This is a genomic window from Glutamicibacter sp. BW78 (genome assembly GCF_002332245.1).
In the GTDB taxonomy this organism is placed as follows: domain Bacteria; phylum Actinomycetota; class Actinomycetes; order Actinomycetales; family Micrococcaceae; genus Arthrobacter_H; species Arthrobacter_H rhombi_A.
This window is the reverse complement of sequence record NZ_NRGU01000042.1, coordinates 1-17,995: the sequence shown is the minus strand read 5'-3', so window position 1 is coordinate 17,995 and position 17,995 is coordinate 1. Positions and strand designations below refer to the sequence as shown.

Annotated in this window: 12 protein-coding genes; 9 read left to right on the top strand and 3 right to left on the bottom strand. The window is 64.8% G+C overall.

The annotated features are described in order from the left end of the window. Nucleotides 1-71: 71 nt before the first annotated feature. Nucleotides 72-605, bottom strand: coding sequence for a hypothetical protein (locus CIK75_RS15080; RefSeq protein ID WP_086995017.1), 534 nt, complete (start codon nucleotides 603-605; stop codon nucleotides 72-74). A gap of 306 nt (nucleotides 606-911) precedes the next feature. On the opposite strand from CIK75_RS15080, the gene CIK75_RS15075 reads away from it, so the two are divergent. From CIK75_RS15075 to glgX, 6 genes are all read left to right on the top strand, one after another. Further along, nucleotides 912-1,394 carry a CarD family transcriptional regulator gene (locus CIK75_RS15075; RefSeq protein WP_086995109.1) on the top strand — a complete coding sequence of 161 codons (483 nt, stop codon included), beginning with the start codon at nucleotides 912-914 and terminating at the stop codon, nucleotides 1,392-1,394. Between the two features lie 112 nt (nucleotides 1,395-1,506). Beyond that, nucleotides 1,507-2,289, top strand: a complete 783-nt coding sequence (ispD, locus tag CIK75_RS15070; RefSeq protein ID WP_241895497.1) for a 2-C-methyl-D-erythritol 4-phosphate cytidylyltransferase — start codon at nucleotides 1,507-1,509, stop codon at nucleotides 2,287-2,289. After that, nucleotides 2,286-2,783, top strand: a complete 498-nt coding sequence (ispF, locus tag CIK75_RS15065; RefSeq protein WP_096224573.1) for a 2-C-methyl-D-erythritol 2,4-cyclodiphosphate synthase — start codon at nucleotides 2,286-2,288, stop codon at nucleotides 2,781-2,783. The genes ispD and ispF overlap by 4 nt, the downstream gene beginning before the upstream one ends. Before the next feature lie 9 nt (nucleotides 2,784-2,792). After that, entirely contained in the window at nucleotides 2,793-4,256 is a 1,464-nt protein-coding gene (gene cysS / locus CIK75_RS15060) for a cysteine--tRNA ligase (protein ID WP_096224572.1), read from the top strand. A 99-nt stretch (nucleotides 4,257-4,355) separates the two neighbouring features. Next, complete coding sequence (rlmB, locus tag CIK75_RS15055) at nucleotides 4,356-5,345, top strand: 23S rRNA (guanosine(2251)-2'-O)-methyltransferase RlmB (protein WP_086995008.1); 990 nt, start codon at nucleotides 4,356-4,358, stop codon at nucleotides 5,343-5,345. A 13-nt stretch (nucleotides 5,346-5,358) separates the two neighbouring features. Next, nucleotides 5,359-7,491, top strand: a complete 2,133-nt coding sequence (gene glgX / locus CIK75_RS15050; protein WP_241895496.1) for a glycogen debranching protein GlgX — start codon at nucleotides 5,359-5,361, stop codon at nucleotides 7,489-7,491. Here the strand turns inward: glgX and glgP are convergent. Continuing rightward, nucleotides 7,478-10,033: an alpha-glucan family phosphorylase gene (gene glgP, locus CIK75_RS15045; protein ID WP_096224570.1), complete on the bottom strand. Its 2,556-nt coding sequence runs from the start codon at nucleotides 10,031-10,033 to the stop codon at nucleotides 7,478-7,480. The genes glgX and glgP overlap by 14 nt on opposite strands. Nucleotides 10,034-10,166: 133 nt before the next feature. Here glgP and CIK75_RS15040 point away from each other — a divergent pair, with 133 nt between their 5' ends. Genes CIK75_RS15040 through glgB form a run of 3 tightly spaced genes read left to right on the top strand, consistent with a single transcriptional unit; the run spans nucleotide 10,167 to nucleotide 17,718 of the window. Further along, on the top strand, nucleotides 10,167-12,236 hold the full coding sequence (locus CIK75_RS15040; protein ID WP_241895495.1) for an alpha-1,4-glucan--maltose-1-phosphate maltosyltransferase: 2,070 nt from the start codon (nucleotides 10,167-10,169) through the stop codon (nucleotides 12,234-12,236). Next, nucleotides 12,236-14,017, top strand: coding sequence for a maltose alpha-D-glucosyltransferase (treS, locus tag CIK75_RS15035; RefSeq protein ID WP_096224568.1), 1,782 nt, complete (start codon nucleotides 12,236-12,238; stop codon nucleotides 14,015-14,017). The genes CIK75_RS15040 and treS overlap by 1 nt, the downstream gene beginning before the upstream one ends. Further along, a complete protein-coding gene (gene glgB, locus CIK75_RS15030) occupies nucleotides 14,014-17,718 on the top strand; it encodes a 1,4-alpha-glucan branching protein GlgB (RefSeq protein WP_096224567.1) in 3,705 nt (1,234 codons plus the stop codon). Before treS ends, glgB begins: the two co-directional genes overlap by 4 nt. 45 nt (nucleotides 17,719-17,763) lie before the next feature. On the opposite strand, the gene CIK75_RS16425 is transcribed toward glgB, so the two are convergent. Beyond that, nucleotides 17,764-17,995 (bottom strand): hypothetical protein (locus CIK75_RS16425; protein WP_206745480.1); only part of this gene is annotated, 232 nt, incomplete at its 5' end.

The window sequence follows — 17,995 nt, the reverse complement described above, 5'->3', positions numbered from 1 at the left end:
TGAAACACTGCTGGCCGGGTCCCTGCGGAAAACATTCCGTCGGGACCCGGCCAGCAGTGTTGCGGCTGAGGTTATTCGCTGTCGAGGATCGGCGCGGTGGGTTCCAGGTGCTTGACCGTGTCCTCGTTGTAGCCCTCGGGCAGGTACGGGCGGTACTCGGGCAGTGCTCCGTTGACCACGGGGACCGTCTCCTGGACGCTGTTGGAGCCGACCTTCATGGTGGCGTCGGCATCGGATCCGGGCTGGACGCCGGCGCTGGGGAAGACGGTCTTGTTCTCGTCGTCCTCGAGCTTGAGCGAGGTCTTCGCCGGAACCTTGATCTTCATCGACTTGCCGTCGACGGTCAGCTCCAGCGAGGCTGCCTGATCGGTGTCGTTGATGAGACTGCCGATGGCACGCGCCGGCTCGTTCTTGTCGTTGGTGACCAGCAGAAGGTTGCGCACCTGGACGTCGGCGACGTCGAAGACGATGCCGTCCGAGGCCGCGTAATGCATGGTGGTTGATTGCTGGTTCACCGCACCACAGCCGGTCAGGCCGATGGCCAACAGGGCGACGGCAGCAACGGATGCGGTTCGGCGGCCGCGGAACTTCTGTGCGGTGATCACGGCACAAACTCCTCTATAAGGTTCATCTCTGGTGTTGTCGCACCCCTGCGGACGAGTGTTCCCGCGTCAGGGCGCAAAAAAGCGTTGGTCCCAGCCTAATCGGTATCGCAGCAAAAGTATGACTTGGCCGCACCGCGGATGAAGCTGCCCTGTTTTAAGCGGACCGCGTCCGAACGCGCGCACATAACATCAATCCCTCACATGGCAAGGGCAGATTATGGTCCTCTTTCCTTGCGATGACTGGCAACTCGCCGAGGTGAGTGGCATTTCATGGTAAACTTGATGGTGGGAAAGGGGTTTATCCAGATGGTTTTTGAGGTTGGCGAGACGGTTGTTTACCCTCACCACGGTGCGGCGAAGATCGAAGAGATCAAAATGCGTACCATCAAGGGCGAAGAGAAGATGTATCTCAAGCTCAAGGTGGCGCAAGGTGATCTGACAATCGAGGTTCCGGCAGAGAACGTAGATCTGGTCGGCGTCAGGGACGTCGTCGATCAGGAAGGCCTGGATCACGTATTTGACGTCCTACGTGCCGAATTCACGGAGGAACCGACGAACTGGTCCCGCCGTTATAAGGCCAACTTGGAGAAGTTGGCCTCCGGGGATGTCGTCAAGGTGGCAGAGGTCGTTCGCGACCTGTGGCGTCGTGACAACGACCGCGGGCTTTCGGCCGGCGAAAAGCGCATGCTCGCGAAGGCGCGCCAAATCCTGATCAGCGAATTGGCCTTGGCCAAGAAGCTCGATGAGGAGAAGGCGGAAATCGTCCTCGACGAGGTGCTGGCCTCCTAAGGGCAGGACCACCGTCCGGCGCAGCCGGTACGGCGTTCGGCAGCACCTTGAAAGGCCCGTCCACCCAGCAGGGTGGACGGGCCTTTCTGTTGCCCGCAGCTAAGCTGGACGCGTGACTGAAATCCCCTCCACCGGGCCCCGCGTTGGCCTGATCCTTGTGGCCGCCGGTTCCGGGACCCGACTGGGCCACGGGATCCCCAAGGCGCTGGTCGAAGTGGCCGGAACGACCCTGCTCGAACATGCCCTCCACGCAGCCCTGGCCTCCCGGGTGGCCCACGAAGTGGTGGTGGTGCTCCCGACGGGAGACGAGCGGCTGCACGCCGTCTGCTCGAAAATCGCCGAGAAGACGGCAGCCACTGTCTCCACGGCGACGGGTGGTTCCTCCCGCAACGACTCCGTTCGGGCAGGCCTGGCAGCCCTGGGACCTGTCGATCACGTACTCGTCCACGATGCCGCCCGCTGCCTCACCCCAGCCGACGTGTTCGTCACCGTCGCCGAAGCGCTGGTGGCAGGAGCCACCGCCGTCGTGCCGGGTATTGCGGTCGCCGACACCATCAAATCCATCGACCCGGCAGCCGCCACGGCACCGGGCCTCGCCGCAGCCCACCTGGTCACCGGCACCCCCGAACGCTCGGGGCTGCGCGCCATCCAGACCCCCCAGGGCTTCGACGCGAGGGCGTTGACAGCCGCCCATGCCGAGGCCGCCGTCCTGAACGCGACGGAAACCGCGGCGATCACCGACGACGCACGGCTGATGGAAGTCGCCGGAGCCGAGGTTTTCGTCGTTCCCGGATCCGTCGACGCCTTCAAAATCACCACGGCACTGGACCTCCTCTTGGCCGAAGCCCTGGTGGCCAGCCGTCACCCCCAACCCCCATTCCAGGAGTACCCATGAGCCCGAGCCCCCTCATCCCACGGACCGGCATCGGCGTGGACGTGCACGCCTTCGATGACTCCGGGACCCGCGAACTGCGCCTAGCTGGGCTCTCATGGCCCGGCGAACGCGGACTGAGCGGCCACTCGGACGGTGACGCCGTCGCCCACGCCGCCTGCGATGCCCTGTTCTCCGCAGCAGGGATCGGGGATCTCGGAACCCATTTCGGGACCGACCGGCCCGAATTCGCCGGAGCGTCGGGGGCCCGACTGCTGGCCGAGGCGGCACGACTGGTGCGTGAGGCGGGCTGGGAAATCGGTAACGTCTGCGTTCAGTTCGTGTCACGACGCCCCAAATTTTCTCGGCGCCGCGAGGAAGCCAATGCGGTGCTCTCCGCGGCAGCAGGAGCCAGCATCACGGTCACCGCCACCACGTCGGACGGGCTCGGCTACGAGGGGGCAGGGGAGGGGCTGACCGCTTACGCCACGGCGCTGATTTACCCGTCGGTCAGCTAATCTGGTGCGGTGAGCATCCGTTTTTATGACACCAAGCAAGCACAGGTCCGCGACTTCGTCCCGCTGACACCGGGGCGGGTGGGCCTCTACTACTGCGGTGCAACGGTCCAGGGCATCCCGCATGTCGGGCACGTCCGTTCGGCCATCGCCTTTGACATCCTCGTGCGCTGGCTCGAATACCGGGGGCTCCGGGTCGACGTGGTCCGCAACGTCACCGATATCGACGATAAGATCCTGGAAAAGTCGGCGGCCTCCTTCGACGAGGACTTCGTCGAGGAGGGCCACTACCTCCCCGAAGAGCCATGGTTCGCCCTGGCCTACCGGTTCGAGCAGGCCTTCACCCAGGCCTACGACAGCCTCGGGGTCCGCAGGCCCACCTACGAACCGCGCGCCACCGGCCACGTGACGGAAATGCATGAACTCATCAACCGGCTGATCGACGCCGGGCATGCCTACCCGGCCGAAGACGATTCGGGTGACGTCTACTTCGACGTGCGCTCCTTCCCCGCCTACGGGGCACTGACCCGCCAACGGCTCGAGGACCTGCAGGACGCAGCCGACGCCGACCCGCGCGGTAAACGCGACCCCCGTGATTTTGCGTTGTGGAAGGGGAGCAAGGACACCGACCCGGCCACCGCCTCCTGGCCCAGCCCGTGGGGGCGGGGACGGCCCGGCTGGCATCTGGAATGCTCGGCCATGGCCCGCAAATACCTGGGGGCCTCCTTCGACATCCACGGTGGCGGACTCGATCTGCGCTTCCCGCACCACGAAAACGAGCTCGCCCAGTCCACCGCCGCCGGCGACGGCTTCGCGAACTTCTGGATGCACAACGGGATGGTCACCTACGAGGGCGAGAAAATGTCCAAATCGGTCGGCAACACGATCTCCCCGGAGCAGATGCTCGAACAGGCGCCGGCCCGCGTGGTCCGCTATTTCCTCGGCCAGGCGCATTACCGCTCACAGCTGGACTATAAGCCCAGTTCGCTGGCGGAAGCCGGGGCCGCCCTGGAACGGATCGACAGCTTTGTCGCCCACGCGCTGCAACGTCTCCACGGGATAGAAGCCGGCGCCGACTTTGACCTGGATTTTGAGCATTTCGCTGTTACCGAGGACTTTGCCGCAGCCATGGACGAGGACCTGAACGTCCCGCAGGCTCTCGCAGCGGTCCATGAGACGGTCCGGGTGGGGAACACGGCGTTGGCCGAGCATGATCTGCCGACCGCCGATCGGGCCCTGCAGCAGGTGATGGCGATGACCTCGACGTTGGGGCTCGACGACCCCGCAGGCGCCGGGCACGGTACAGGCCCCGGCAGCGCCGTCCTGGACGATCTGGTCCGCGCCCAACTGGCTGAACGGGACGATGCCCGTGCCTCCAAGGACTGGGCCCGGGCGGATAGCATCCGCGATACGTTGTCCGCCGCAGGCGTCGTGGTGGAGGACTCGGCGGACGGGGCCCGGTGGACGCTGAAATAGGTTTTGTCAACAACCTGCCGTTCCACCTGTAAAATAGAAGGTTGGCGGGCATCGCGACCGCGCGGACCCCGACCCCACCAACACCGAGGATTTCATCCCATGGCAACACCCAAGCGTCACGGCGGCGCACCGAAAAAGAAAAAGGGCCCCTCCGTGGGCACCGGCGGCCACGGGCGTAAGGCGCTCGAAGGCAAGGGCCCCACCCCGAAGGCCGAAGAGCGGACCTACCACCAGGCCTACCGCAGCCGGCAGCTGGCAGAGCGTGCGGCCTCCAAGCCGGGCGCCTCCCGCCAGCGTCCCGCAGGGCGCAGCACGGGCCGTAGCAAGAACGCCGAGGAAATGGTCAGCGGCCGTAACTCGGTGTTGGAAGCATTGCGCGCCGACATCCCCGCCAAGGCCTTGTACATGGCCATTCGCATCGACGTGGATGACCGGGTCCGGGAGATCCTGAAGCTGGCCGCCGAGCGCGGACTGGCCGTCATGGAAACCGGCAAGCCCGAACTGGACCGGATGACCGACGAGTCCATCCACCAGGGCCTGGCCCTGCAGGTGCCGCCCTATGACTACCCGGACGCCCTGGAAACGGTGAAGGCGACGTTGGCGAAGGTCGCCAAGGGCCATCTCAGCAACACCCCGCTGTTCATCGCCCTGGACGGGATCACCGATCCGCGTAACCTCGGCGCCATCATTCGTTCGGCGTCGGCCTTCGGCGCCCATGCCGTCATCGTCCCGGAACGCCGGTCCGCCGGCCTGACCGCTTCGGCGTGGAAGACCAGCGCCGGGGCTGCAGCCCGGGTACCGGTAGCCCGCGCCACCAACATGACGAACACGCTCAAGGCCATGAAGCAGGCAGGGGTGTATGTCGTTGGACTCGACGGGGACGGCGAGGTCGACCTGACCGGTCTGCCCCTGGCCACCGACCCGCTGTGCATTGTCGTCGGCTCCGAGGGCAAGGGCCTATCGCGTCTGGTGAAGGAGAACTGCGACCAGATCGTGTCGATCCCGATCGAATCCGCGATGGAATCCTTGAACGCTTCCATGGCCGTGGGGATCACCCTCTACGAGATCTCGCGCCTGCGCAACGCCTGAACTGGATGACGACGTGAACCACAGCCCCGCAACCGGAACCCCTCGCCGGGAACCACCGGTGGGTGAATCCACGGCACTGGTTTCCGGGATCTCGGCAGCAGTGCCGGTCCCGGGAGCCGAAGCCGTCGACGACTCCGTCAACGTCGCCGTCTTCGCCCCGGATCTGGAATCCGTGGACATCCACTACACGGACCCTTCGGGCCAGCTGGTGGTCACCGTGCTGACCGGACACACCGGGCAGACCCACCACGGCCTCGTCAAGGGTCTACGTCCCGGAGCCAGCTACGCCTTCTGGGCCCACGGGGCTGACCTGCCCGGGGACGGGCAACTTCTGCTTGACCCCTATGCCCGCGCCATCGTCGAGGACGACGACGGGGCCCTGTGGGGGGTGCACGTCAGCGAAGACTTTGACTGGGGTGGGGATGCTCCACCCCAGGTGCCGTGGCGCAATACCGTCATCTACGAGGCCCATGTCCGCGGACAGTCGATGCTGCACCCCGACGTGCCCGAAGAGCTGCGGGGGACCTACGCCGGGATGGCCCATCCCTCGGTCGTCGCCCACCTGCTGTCCTTGGGCGTCACCGCTGTGGAACTGTTGCCGATCCACTTCCACCTGGACGAACCGCATCTTCAGGACCTCGGATTGCCCAACTACTGGGGCTACAACACCTTGGGCTTCTTCGCCCCCCACGGCGACTACGCCAGTGCCGCCGCCCGGAAGGCAGGGCCGGCGGCGGTGCGCGACGAGCTCAAGGGCATGATCCGGCTGCTGCACCAGGCGGGTCTGGAAGTCATCCTGGACGTCGTGTACAACCACACGGCAGAAGGTGGGGCCGACCAGAAGACCTATTCGTGGCGGGGGCTAGGAAACCTGGCCTACTACCGGCACGACGAGGCAGGCAACTATGTGGACACCACTGGTTGCGGGAACACCCTGGATTTCTCCACGCTGCCGGTGATCGAGATGGCCTTGGCGTCGCTGCGACACTGGGTGGCCGACTACCATATCGACGGATTCCGCTTCGATCTGGCCGTCACCCTGGGCCGCGACGAGGAGAACCGTTTCACCCCGCACCACCCGTTCCTCGAAGCCCTGTCCGCCGATCCGCTGCTATCGCGTGTCAAACTCATCGCGGAACCGTGGGATGTGGGCTTCGACGGATGGCAGACCGGACGGTTCAACGGCGATTTCGCCGACTGGAACGACGGCTACCGCGACACGGTCAGGGAATTCTGGGTCTCCGGACGCGGCGCCCTCGATGGCGGCGGACAGGCGCCGAACGTCGCCCGTCTGGCCAGCGTCCTGGCGGGCTCCCGGGAGACCTTCGCCGCCTCGGGGAGGGGACCGCTGGCGTCGATCAACCTGGTCACGGCACACGACGGCTTCACACTGCGGGACCTGGTCAGCCACGACCGCAAACATAATGAGGCCAACGGCGAATCCAACCGGGACGGCTCCGATGACAATCGCAGCTACAACCACGGTGTCGAGGGGATGAGCGCCGACGAAGCCATCGACGAGGCCCGCCTGCAGACGGCCTCGAATGTCATGGGGACGCTGCTGCTCTCGCTCGGTGTACCGATGATCACCGCAGGTGACGAGTTCGGCAAGACGCAGCGGGGCAATAACAACGCCTACTGCCAGGACAACGAACTGTCCTGGTTGGACTGGACCCCTGATGCCTTCGGCGAGAGGATCCTGCGCCGCACCAAGGCCTTTTCCAAGATCCGCAGAGAATTCCTGCAGCACCAACCCTTCGTCTATCCGACCATCGCCGAAAGCTCCTACCTGTTGTGGCTCAATGCCGAGGGCGTGCCCATGCGTCAGGAGGAATGGACCGATGGCGGCACCCGGCTGGTGCAATTGCTGATGGGTTCCGCTTCGGGCAGTATCGACGGGTTGATCATCTTCAACGGGCACCTGGATGATCAACAGATCCGGCTTCCCGCAGCTGAATCGTTGAAGGATTTCCGGCCGTCGGAAGCCGCGGAGACGTCGTTCGAACTGCGCTACGGCACCGCAACGGATATCAAAACCAGGCAGGGCACGGTGCTGACCGCTGGGGATCAGGACTTCGTGCAGGGCAACTCGATCAGTGTCTACCGCTGCGAGGCACCCCGCAGCCGAAGCGTCACGACCCCGTAGTCGCCACCAGTCCCAGTTCGGCCGGGGAAGCCACCAACGGGTGCGCCGGAACCACCCGGACCGCGTACCCGAGGTCGCCGGCGCGTTCCAAGGTCCAGGTGCCCCGGAAACGGAACCTTCCGTTGCCCAGCTCCTCGGCCATGTCCAACGGGTGCACGGTGGGCTCGGTCAGCTGGCCATCGGTACCGATCCGCCCGTGCACGGCTTCCACCTGCACTGCTGCTGCATCGAGTCCACCGAGCCGGAGGTAGGCCTCGAGGGTGAAAGCATCACCCAGACCCAGTTCCGGGCCCATATCCGGTGCCTCGACGTGTTCAATAGACACGTCTGGCCAGACGGTGGAGACCTCCCGGATGAAGGAGGCCACCGAGCGGGCCCCGGCAAAGTCTTCGGCACGGGCAAGGCGCCCGGCCTCTGCGGCCGGAAGGTACAAGGTGTTCACATAGTCCTTGACCATGCGTTCTGCCGAGACCTGAGGCCCGAGGTCAGCCAAAGTGTGCCGCATCATGGCCAGCCACGTCAGCGGCAGCGGCCCCTGGCCCGGCGCCGGGCCATCCTCGAGGGACGGGTTGGTCTCCTGGCCGTAGAAACGTGGGGCAACGGTCCTCTCGATCAGCTCGTAGAGGGCGGTGGCCTCGAAATCGTCGCGATCATCGGCCGAGGATCCCTCAACTGCCGTGGGAATCGCCCAGCCGTTATCGCCGTCGTACATTTCGTCCCACCAACCGTCCAGCACCGAAAGGTTCAGCCCGCCATTCAAGGCGGCCTTCATCCCCGAGGTGCCGCAGGCTTCGAGCGGGCGCAACGGATTATTCAACCAGACGTCGCAGCCGGGGAAGAGGGTGCCGGCCATGGCCATGTCGTAGTTGGGCAGGAAGATGATGCGGTGGCGGACCGCCGGATCGTCGGTGAACTGTACGAGTTCCTGAATCATCTGCTTGCCGGCCTCGTCGGCGGGGTGCGATTTGCCGGCAATGACCAGTTGGATGGGCCGGGTGGGGTGCAGCAAGGCAGCCTTCAGGCGGACGGGATCACGCAGCATCAGGGTCAGCCGTTTATAGGTGGGAACCCTGCGGGCGAAACCCAGGGTCAGCACGTCAGGATCCAAAACGGAATCGGTCCAACCCAATTCCATGGAGGTCGCACCGCGTTCGAGCCAGGAGGCACGGAGCCGGGAACGGACATCGTCGATGAGCTGGACACGGAGCTCGCGCCGCACCGCCCATAACTGTTCGTCGGTGAACTGCTCGTCTGCCGTGAGCCGGGTGATCCGTGGATCGACCCAGGTGGATTCGTGGACGCCGTTGGTGATCGAACCGATAGGGGTTTCGCTGGCCTCGAAGCCGGGGTACAGGCCGGAGAACATGTCACGCGAGACGTGCCCATGCAATTGGGAGACCCCATTGGCGCGTTGGGCCAGCCGCAAACCCATGGCAGCCATATTGAAGATGTCCTGACTTCCACCGAGCTCCGTATCGGAACCAAGGGCGAGCACCGAGGCGGTCGGTACCCCGGGGGCCAGGCCCGCCTCCAGGAAACGGGAGACCTGGGCGGCCTCGAAACGGTCGATCCCCGCCGGGACCGGGGTATGGGTGGTAAACAGGGTGCTGGCCCGCACGGCGGCCACAGCGGATTCGAAATCCAGTCCGTCGGAGATGAGCTCGCGGATGCGTTCGATGCCCAGGAAACCCGCATGCCCTTCATTGGTGTGGAACACCTCGGGTTCGGGGGCACCGGTGAGGCGGGAATGGATGCGTAGGGCCTTGACCCCACCCATTCCCAGGAGCAGTTCCTGCTGCAACCGGTAGTCACCGCCGCCGCCATAGAGCCGATCGGTGATCGCCCGGGCCGCCTCGTCATTGCCGGGGACATTCGAATCCAATAACAACAGCGGCACCCTGCCGACGTCGGCACGCCAGATCCGTGCTTGCAACTGCCGGCCGTCGGGAAGCGGCAGCGCCACCGTCACCTCGGATCCGTCGGCCTCGCGGAGGGCCGTCAGGGGCAGCCCCGCAGGTTCCAGGGCCGGGTAGGTTTCCTGCTGCCAGGCCTCGGGGGAGAGCGATTGGTGGAAGTAGCCGGCCTGATAGAGCAATCCGACGCCCACCAGGGGTACCCCCAGATCGCTGGCCGCCTTGAGGTGATCGCCGGCGAGGATACCCAGGCCGCCCGAATATTGGGGCAAGAGGGCGCTGATCCCGTATTCGGGGGAGAAGTAGGCGATGGCCGCCGGCGGACGGGACTCCAGACCCTGATACCACCGCGGGGCCAGCAAATACCCGTCCAGCTCTGCGGCCTGCTCCTGAATCCTGGCCACCAGCGGGGCATCGGCTGCCAAACGGGCCAGGGACGCCCGATCGAAACGCCTCAACAGGGCCCGCGGATTCTGGCCCACAACCTCCCACCCGTGGGGGTCGAGATCGCGGAACAGCTCGGCGGTGGGTCGGTGCCACGACCAGCGAAGATTCGCAGCAAGCCGATCCAGCCCGGAAATCTTCTCCGGCAGGACGGTACGGACAGTAAAACCTCGGATGGCCTTCACGTGCTGAACGCTAGCCTAGAAAGTCCCCGTTGGGGACGGTTGACCGTCATATTGCGCAGCGCGGGGCAGCCGCCGGACGGTGGGCACCATGAAATCCTTGGCTTTACCGTCCCGACTGACTAGCGTCTATGACGTGAGCACTAGGCGCAGGTCCAGATTCGGTCGCATACCCGTTACTGACGTTTTCCCCGTCATCGAGGGCGGACGGTTCCCCGCCAAGGCCATCACCGGTCAAGATGTCCTCATTCGGGCGACGGCCTTTCGTGAAGGTCACGATGCCCTCGCGGTGGAGGCGGTCCTCTACGACCCAGACGGCCGTGAGGTCCAACGCGTTCCGATGCGTCCCGGTGCTCCCGGACTCGACGAATGGTTGGGCACCCTGCGCCCCACCAGTGAAGGGGATTGGACCTTCGAGGTCGAAGCATGGGATGACCCCATGGGTACCTGGTGGCACGACGCCGGAATCAAGGTGGCCGCGGGCATCGACACCGAACTGATGTTCGCCGAAGGGGTGTTGTTGTTGCGCGAAGCGGCAGCCGCTTCCCCCCGGGCCCACATCCTGGAAACCGCTGCGGCCGCCGTGGCCGATACCTCACTATCCGACGCGGCCAGGATGGGCGCAGCCTCCACCGAGGCGGTGCGTACCGAACTGTTCCACCGCCCGCTGCGGCGATTGGTCACCGGCAGCGGACGTTTCCCCTTGCTGGTCGAACGCGTTCTGGCCGGACGCGGGGCCTGGTACGAATTCTTTCCCCGCTCCGAAGGGGCCAGCTTCGACCCGGCGACGGGGACCTACAGTTCGGGTACTTTCGCCACCGCCGCCGAACGGCTCGAAGCGGTGGCCGGCATGGGCTTCGACGTGATCTACCTGCCGCCGATCCACCCGATCGGCAGGACCTTCAGGAAGGGGCCGAACAACACGCTGACCGCAGAAGAACACGACCCCGGGTCACCGTGGGCTATCGGTTCCGCGGCAGGCGGCCACGACGCCATCCATCCTGATCTGGGCACCGCAGCGGATTTTGCTGCGTTCGTGCAACGCGCCCACGATCTGGGCCTCGAAGTGGCCCTGGATCTGGCCTTGCAGGCTTCCCCCGACCATCCGTGGGTGACCGAGCATCCCGAATGGTTTACCACCCGGGCCGACGGGAGCATCGCCTACGCCGAGAACCCGCCGAAGAAGTATCAAGACATCTACCCGCTGAACTTCGACAACGACCCGCAGGGCCTCAGCGCCGAAGTGCTGCGCATCGTGAACCTGTGGATCGAACGCGGGGTACGGATCTTCCGGGTGGATAATCCACATACCAAACCCGTCGGTTTCTGGGAGTGGCTCATCGCCGAAGTCAACGAGGACCATCCGGGGACGGTGTTCCTGGCCGAGGCCTTCACCCGGCCGGCCATGATGCATGCCCTGGGGCGGGCCGGCTTCCAACAGTCCTACACCTACTTCACGTGGCGGAACACGAAGGAAGAGCTGGAGGAGTACCTCCCGCACGTTTCGACCGAAACCTCGGCGTTCTTCCGCCCGAATTTCTTCGTGAACACCCCCGATATCCTCACCGAATACCTGCAGTTCGGCGGACCTGCCGCCTTCCGGATCCGGGCCGCCCTGGCCGCGACGGCTTCCCCGCTCTGGGGCGTCTACGCGGGATACGAGCTCTACGAACATGTGGCCCGGCCCGGAGCCGAGGAATACATCGATAACGAGAAGTTCCAATATAAGATCCGTGACTTCGACAGCGCCGAAGTCGAGGGCCGCTCCCTGGCCCCCTATCTGCGCCGACTCAACGCCATCCGTGCCGACCATCCGGCGCTGGGCGAATTGCAGAACCTCGTCGTCCACCCCACCAGCGACGACGCCACGATTGCCTACTCGAAGTCCCGACGCACCCACCCGCTGACCATCCCCGCACCGGGGACCAACGCGGCGGAGCCGATCGACGATCCCCTGGACGAGGGGCAAGCGATCGATACCCTCGTCATCGTGGTCAATACCGACCCCCATGGCGCCCGCGAATGCACGGTCAGCCTGGATCTGGAAGCGTTGGACCTGCGAGAGCGGGACCTGGACGACGACGGCAAGTTCACCGTGGATGATCTGCTGACCGGCCGCAGCTGGAAATGGTCGGCCCATAACTACGTCCGGCTGGACCCGCACCAGGAGTCGGCCCATATCCTGCACATCCGCCGGGGGACCTGATGGCCAACCCGTACCAGCTCAACGTTCCGGGTCTGACCCATGATCCGCAATGGCACCGCAAATCGGTGTTCTATGAGGTGCTGGTCCGGGCATTTTCCGACGCCAATGGTGACGGTAGCGGGGATATCGCCGGGCTGATCGACAAGCTCGACTACCTGCAGTGGTTGGGGGTGGATTGCCTCTGGGTTCCACCGTTCTATAAATCGCCGCTGCGTGATGGCGGCTATGACATCTCCGATTACTACGACGTCCTCGATGAATTCGGCACCATCGGCGATTTCCGCCGGCTGGTCGCCGAAGCCCATGAACGCGGCCTGCGCATCCTGATCGACCTGCCGATGAACCATACCTCCGACGAGCACCCCTGGTTCCAGGCCTCCCGGAGGGATCCCGACGGCGAATACGGCGACTTCTACGTGTGGTCTGATACCGACGAGAAATATTCCGAAGCCCGGATCATCTTCGTGGACACCGAGGAATCAAACTGGGCCTTCGACCCGGTGCGCCGACAGTTTTACTGGCATCGCTTCTTCAACCACCAGCCCGACCTGAACTTCGAGAACCCCCGGGTCCATGAGGCCATGTTCGACGTCGTCAGATTCTGGCTCGACCTGGGGGTGGATGGTTTCCGGGCCGACGCGATTCCCTACCTGTTTGAGGAGGAAGGGACCAATTGCGAGAACCTGCCGGCGACCCATGACTTCCTGCGCCGGCTGCGGGAGGTCGTGGACTCCGAATATCCAGGCCGCATCATCATCGCCGAAGCGAATCAGGCGCCACAGGAAGTGGTCGAATACTTCGGCACCACCGAGGAACCGGAATGCCATATGTGCTTCCACTTCCCCATCATGCCTCGACTGTTCTCCGCGCTCCGGGACCAGGTCGCGGCACCGATTATCGAGGCCTTGGAACAGACCCCCGATATTCCGCCCGGCACCCAGTGGGGGACCTTCCTGCGTAACCACGACGAGTTGACGCTCGAAATGGTGACTCCCACCGAACGTGAAGCCATGCTCGGCTGGTATGCCCCCGACCCGCGGATGCGCGCCAACGTGGGCATCCGGCGGCGGCTGACCCCGTTGCTGGATAATTCGCGGTCCGAACTAGAACTCATCCATGCCCTGCTCTTCGGTCTGCCCGGCAGCCCGTTCCTGTATTACGGGGACGAGATCGGGATGGGCGACAATATTTGGTTGGAAGACCGCGACGCCTCCCGTACTCCCATGCAATGGAACCCCGACCGCAATGCAGGGTTCTCGGTCGCCGACCCCGGCCAGCTCTATCTTCCCGTGGTCCAATCGCTCGTCTATGGCTACACCAGCATCAATGTCGAACAGCAGCTCGAACACAGCGGATCGTTCCTGCATTGGGTGCGGCAAATTCTGGGGGTCCGCCGCGAACATCCGGTCTTCGGCCTGGGGGATTACCTGAACGTCCGGGCCTCCAGCCCCAGCGTTTTGGCCTTCGTGCGGTGCCCCGAGGATCCCGGGCCGCACGGAGCCACCCCGGAGGACGAGGAGGAAATGGAGACGCTGCTCTGCGTCTATAACCTCTCCCAACACCCGGTGGCCACCGAACTGGAGCTACCCCAGTACGCAGGGCGCGGCTTGCGGGATATCTTTGGAGGCGCCGTCTTCCCGCCGATTTCCCCCGAGGGGCGTCTGAACCTGGCGCTCGGATCCCAAGGGTTCTACTGGTTGCGGCTGCGCTCGCTCCGTTCTGACGTCCACGCCGCGTCGACCTCGACACTTCCGGTGATCAACCCGGGGGAACGACGATGAGACATGACAGTGAAGTAACCCGGGTGCTGGCCGGCTGGGTCGGGGAGCAACGCTGGTGCCCGGCCCCGAAGGGCACCTTCACCCTGTCGGTGGCCGGTGTGCTGCCGGTGCCGCAGCCCGATCCCGATGCCCTCATGTTCAGCCTCTTATTGGCCATCCGCCCCCTCAATGACGCCAGTGTGGAGACCGGGCAACTAGTGGAACAGTCACCTGGTCCTGACGGGGTGGTGGTCCAGGTTCCCCTGAGTTTGCACCGGAACCCGTTGGAGGAAGCGTCGGCTTGTCTGGGATCAGTGGACGAGCTGACCGTGCAGTCCCTGGCGCCCCACCCGAGCGATGGCGCGGGCGCAGGTATCTGGTGGGTCCATGATGGAACCGGCGATCCGGGCTTCGTCAACGCCTGGGTGGCCCTCATGGGCGATGCGTCATCTGAGGAAAGCGCGCCCCCGGCCACGATGCGGGTTCTGGAGGGGGAACAATCCAATACCTCGGTCGTCCTCGATGCCCCCGAGGGGCCGGTCATCATCAAGTTTTTCCGCCTCCCGCTGGCAGGGATCAATCCCGACGTGGAACTTGGTTCACTGCTTTCGGACGCCGGCTCACAGGACGTGCCCCGCACGCTGGGCAGCCTGGAGGGCCGGTGGACGGTGGGGGCCACCGAAGTCAGCGGAACGCTGTCGGTGGTGCGCGAATTCTTCAATTCGGCGCTTGACGCCTGGCGTCTGGCCAGCATCGCTGCCATCGAGGACCGGGATTTCACCTTGGAGGCCACCGAACTCGGACGCGCAGTGGCCCGTCTGCACCACCAACTGGCGGAGGTAGCACCCACGGCAGTGGCCAGCCCGGAGGAAACCGGGGAGTTCATTGAGGCCTTGCGCCTCCGACTGACCTGGGGGTGGGAACGGGCGGCACCTGCCGACGGGGCCCTGGCAGATGCCTTCAGCGAAGTCCTGGAATCACTGGGATCCCTGGGCCGGCTACCGTTGCTGCAGCGGATCCACGGCGACCTGCACCTGGGCCAGATCCTGCGCACCGCAGAGCACGGCTGGGTTGTCCTGGACTTTGAGGGGGAGCCCCTGCGTAGCGCGGGGGAGCGACGGGCACCCGATGTGGCGTTACGTGACGTGGTGGGCATGCTGCGTTCCTTCGACTACGCGGCGGGACGGGCCACCCGCACCGATACCCCGGGCGAAGCTACGCTCCCCGTTCCGGAAGCGGCCCATCAGGCGGCCCGCCAATGGTCGGCGCGGACCCGCAAGGCGTTCCTGACGGGGTACCGTGAGGAAACGGGCGAGGGCGTCGATATCCAGTCGCCGCTCTTTCTGGCCCTCTGGCTGGACAAGGCCCTGTATGAAGTCGTGTACGAACGGCAAAACAGGCCGACCTGGGAACAGGTACCGGCCTCGGCGGTCCAGGAGGTCCTCTCAGCCATGCAGAACCCAGCGGATTCACCCCGGCGGGCCGAAACCGGCGCCGCAGCAACCCCCGGTGCGACGGATCGCCTCTCCACGCCCCGTCCGGTAGCGCCGGATGTCCTGGAAGCCATCGCGGCAGGTCGCTTCCACGCACCCCACGGAGTCCTCGGAGCCCATCTGGCCAACGACGGCTCGGTGACCGTACGCACCCTGCGCAAGTTGGCCGGCACCGTCACCCTGATCACCGAAAGTGGCCGTCATGAAATGACCCACGAGTACGACGGCGTCTGGGTAGCGGTGCTGAATCCTCCTCCGGGACGAGAAGGCACCGTGCCCGACTACCGACTCGAGGTCACCTACCCGGGAGGCTCCCCTGCCGTGGTGGACGATCCGTACCACTATCTGCCCACGCTGGGAGAGATCGATCTGCACCTGATCGGTGAGGGCCGACATGAGCGCCTCTGGGAGGTCCTCGGCGCCCGGGTGCGTCGCTACCACACGGCCTTGGGCAATTGCGAGGGCACGAGCTTCGCGATCTGGGCACCTAATGCCCAAGCGGTCCGTGTCTTGGGCGCTTTCAACGGCTGGGATGGAACCGGCCACGCCATGCGCTCGCTGGGACGCTCGGGAGTTTGGGAACTCTATATCCCCGCGGTCGGTGCCGGCACCATCTACAAATTCGAGATCCTCGGCCAGGACGGTCACTGGCGCGAGAAGGCCGACCCGATGGCGAGGAACACCGAGATTCCGCCGCTGACCGGATCCGTCGTCGTGGAATCGTCCTATGGTTTCCAGGACGGGGAGTGGATGGCGGCCCGGGCCCAGAGCGACCCGCATTCGGGCCCGATGAGCGTCTACGAAGTACATCTGGGCTCCTGGCGTCCCGGACTGGATTACCGGCAAATGGCCGAACAGCTCAGCGAATACGTGACCTGGCAGGGATTCACCCATGTGGAGCTGATGCCCGTCGCGGAGCATCCGTTCGGCGGCTCCTGGGGCTACCAGGTGACCTCCTACTATGCGCCCACCTCACGTTTTGGCCATCCTGACGATTTTCGTTATTTCGTGGACCGGCTGCACCAGGCAGGCGTCGGGGTCATCATGGATTGGGTCCCCGCGCACTTCCCCAAGGACGAGTGGGCCCTGGCCCGGCTGGACGGCCAACCCCTCTACGAGCACCCCGACCCGCGCCGCGGCGAGCACCCCGACTGGGGGACGCTCGTCTTTGACTTCGGCCGCAACGAGGTCCGTAACTTTCTGGTCGCCAATGCGCTGTACTGGATGGATGAATTCCACATTGACGCCCTGCGCGTCGACGCCGTGGCTTCGATGCTCTACCTGGACTACTCCCGTGAGGACGGCGGGTGGGAAGCGAATATCCATGGGGGGCGCGAGAACCTGGAAGCAATCGCCTTCCTGCAGGAACTCAATGCCACCGCCTACCGCCAACATCCCGGCATCGCGATGATCGCTGAGGAATCCACTGCCTTCCCCGGTGTCACCAGTGATACCGATGGAGGTGGGCTCGGTTTCGGGCTGAAGTGGAATATGGGCTGGATGCATGACTCCCTCGAGTACATGGCTGAGGACCCGATCCACCGGTCCTATCACCACCATAAAATCACCTTCTCCATGGCCTACGCCTATACCGAGAACTTCCTGCTGCCGATCAGTCACGACGAAGTCGTCCACGGGAAGGGCTCCCTGTTGCGCCGTATGCCCGGTGACCGGTGGCGCCAGCTCGCCCAGGTCAGGGCCTACCTGGCCTTCCAGTGGGCTCATCCCGGTAAACAGCTGATCTTCATGGGCACCGAATTTGCCCAAGAGGGGGAGTGGAGCGAACAGCATGGACTGGACTGGTGGGTGGCCGACACCCACCAACACCGAGGAGTCCAGCTCACCGTCAGGGCCCTGAACGGGATCTACCGGGAACTGCCGGCACTCTGGGAACTAGATAACGACCCGGCGGGCTTCGAATGGATCAATGACCACGAAGCAGCGGGAAACACCCTGAGTTTCATCCGCCGCGACGAGAAGGACGAGGTGATGGTGTGCGTCGCGAACTTCTCGGGGGAACCCCACGCTGGCTACCGACTCGGTTTGCCGGCCTCCGGGGCCTGGACCGAGGTACTGAATACCGACGCCGAGGAGTTCGGCGGCTCGGGGGTCAGCAACCCGGGAACACTCACGGCCAACGGTGGGGCCCATGATGGTCAGCCCGCCTCCGTCACCGTGGACCTGCCCCCGTTGGGCGTCCTGTACCTTGTCCCGGGCAGCGCCAGCTGAGCCGGGGGGCCCTTAAACCCCGGAAAGACGGGGTTTGCGGGCCCATCAATTGTTGGGAGAGTCGCCGATTAGGTGAACCAGCAAGATGTGGGTATAGTTATTTCCCGCGCCGGTCGCCAATAAAACTTCTCCACGGAGAGGACAACGGGACGGCGCAGACTTCCGAAAAGCCAACGAAACGGTCGATTTGACCGGGTTCAGGCCAACGGGTAAGTTAGACAAGTTGCTCCAGAGCGAAGCGGTTGGCCGGGAGGCGAGATCGTGGAAGTTGGAAGCG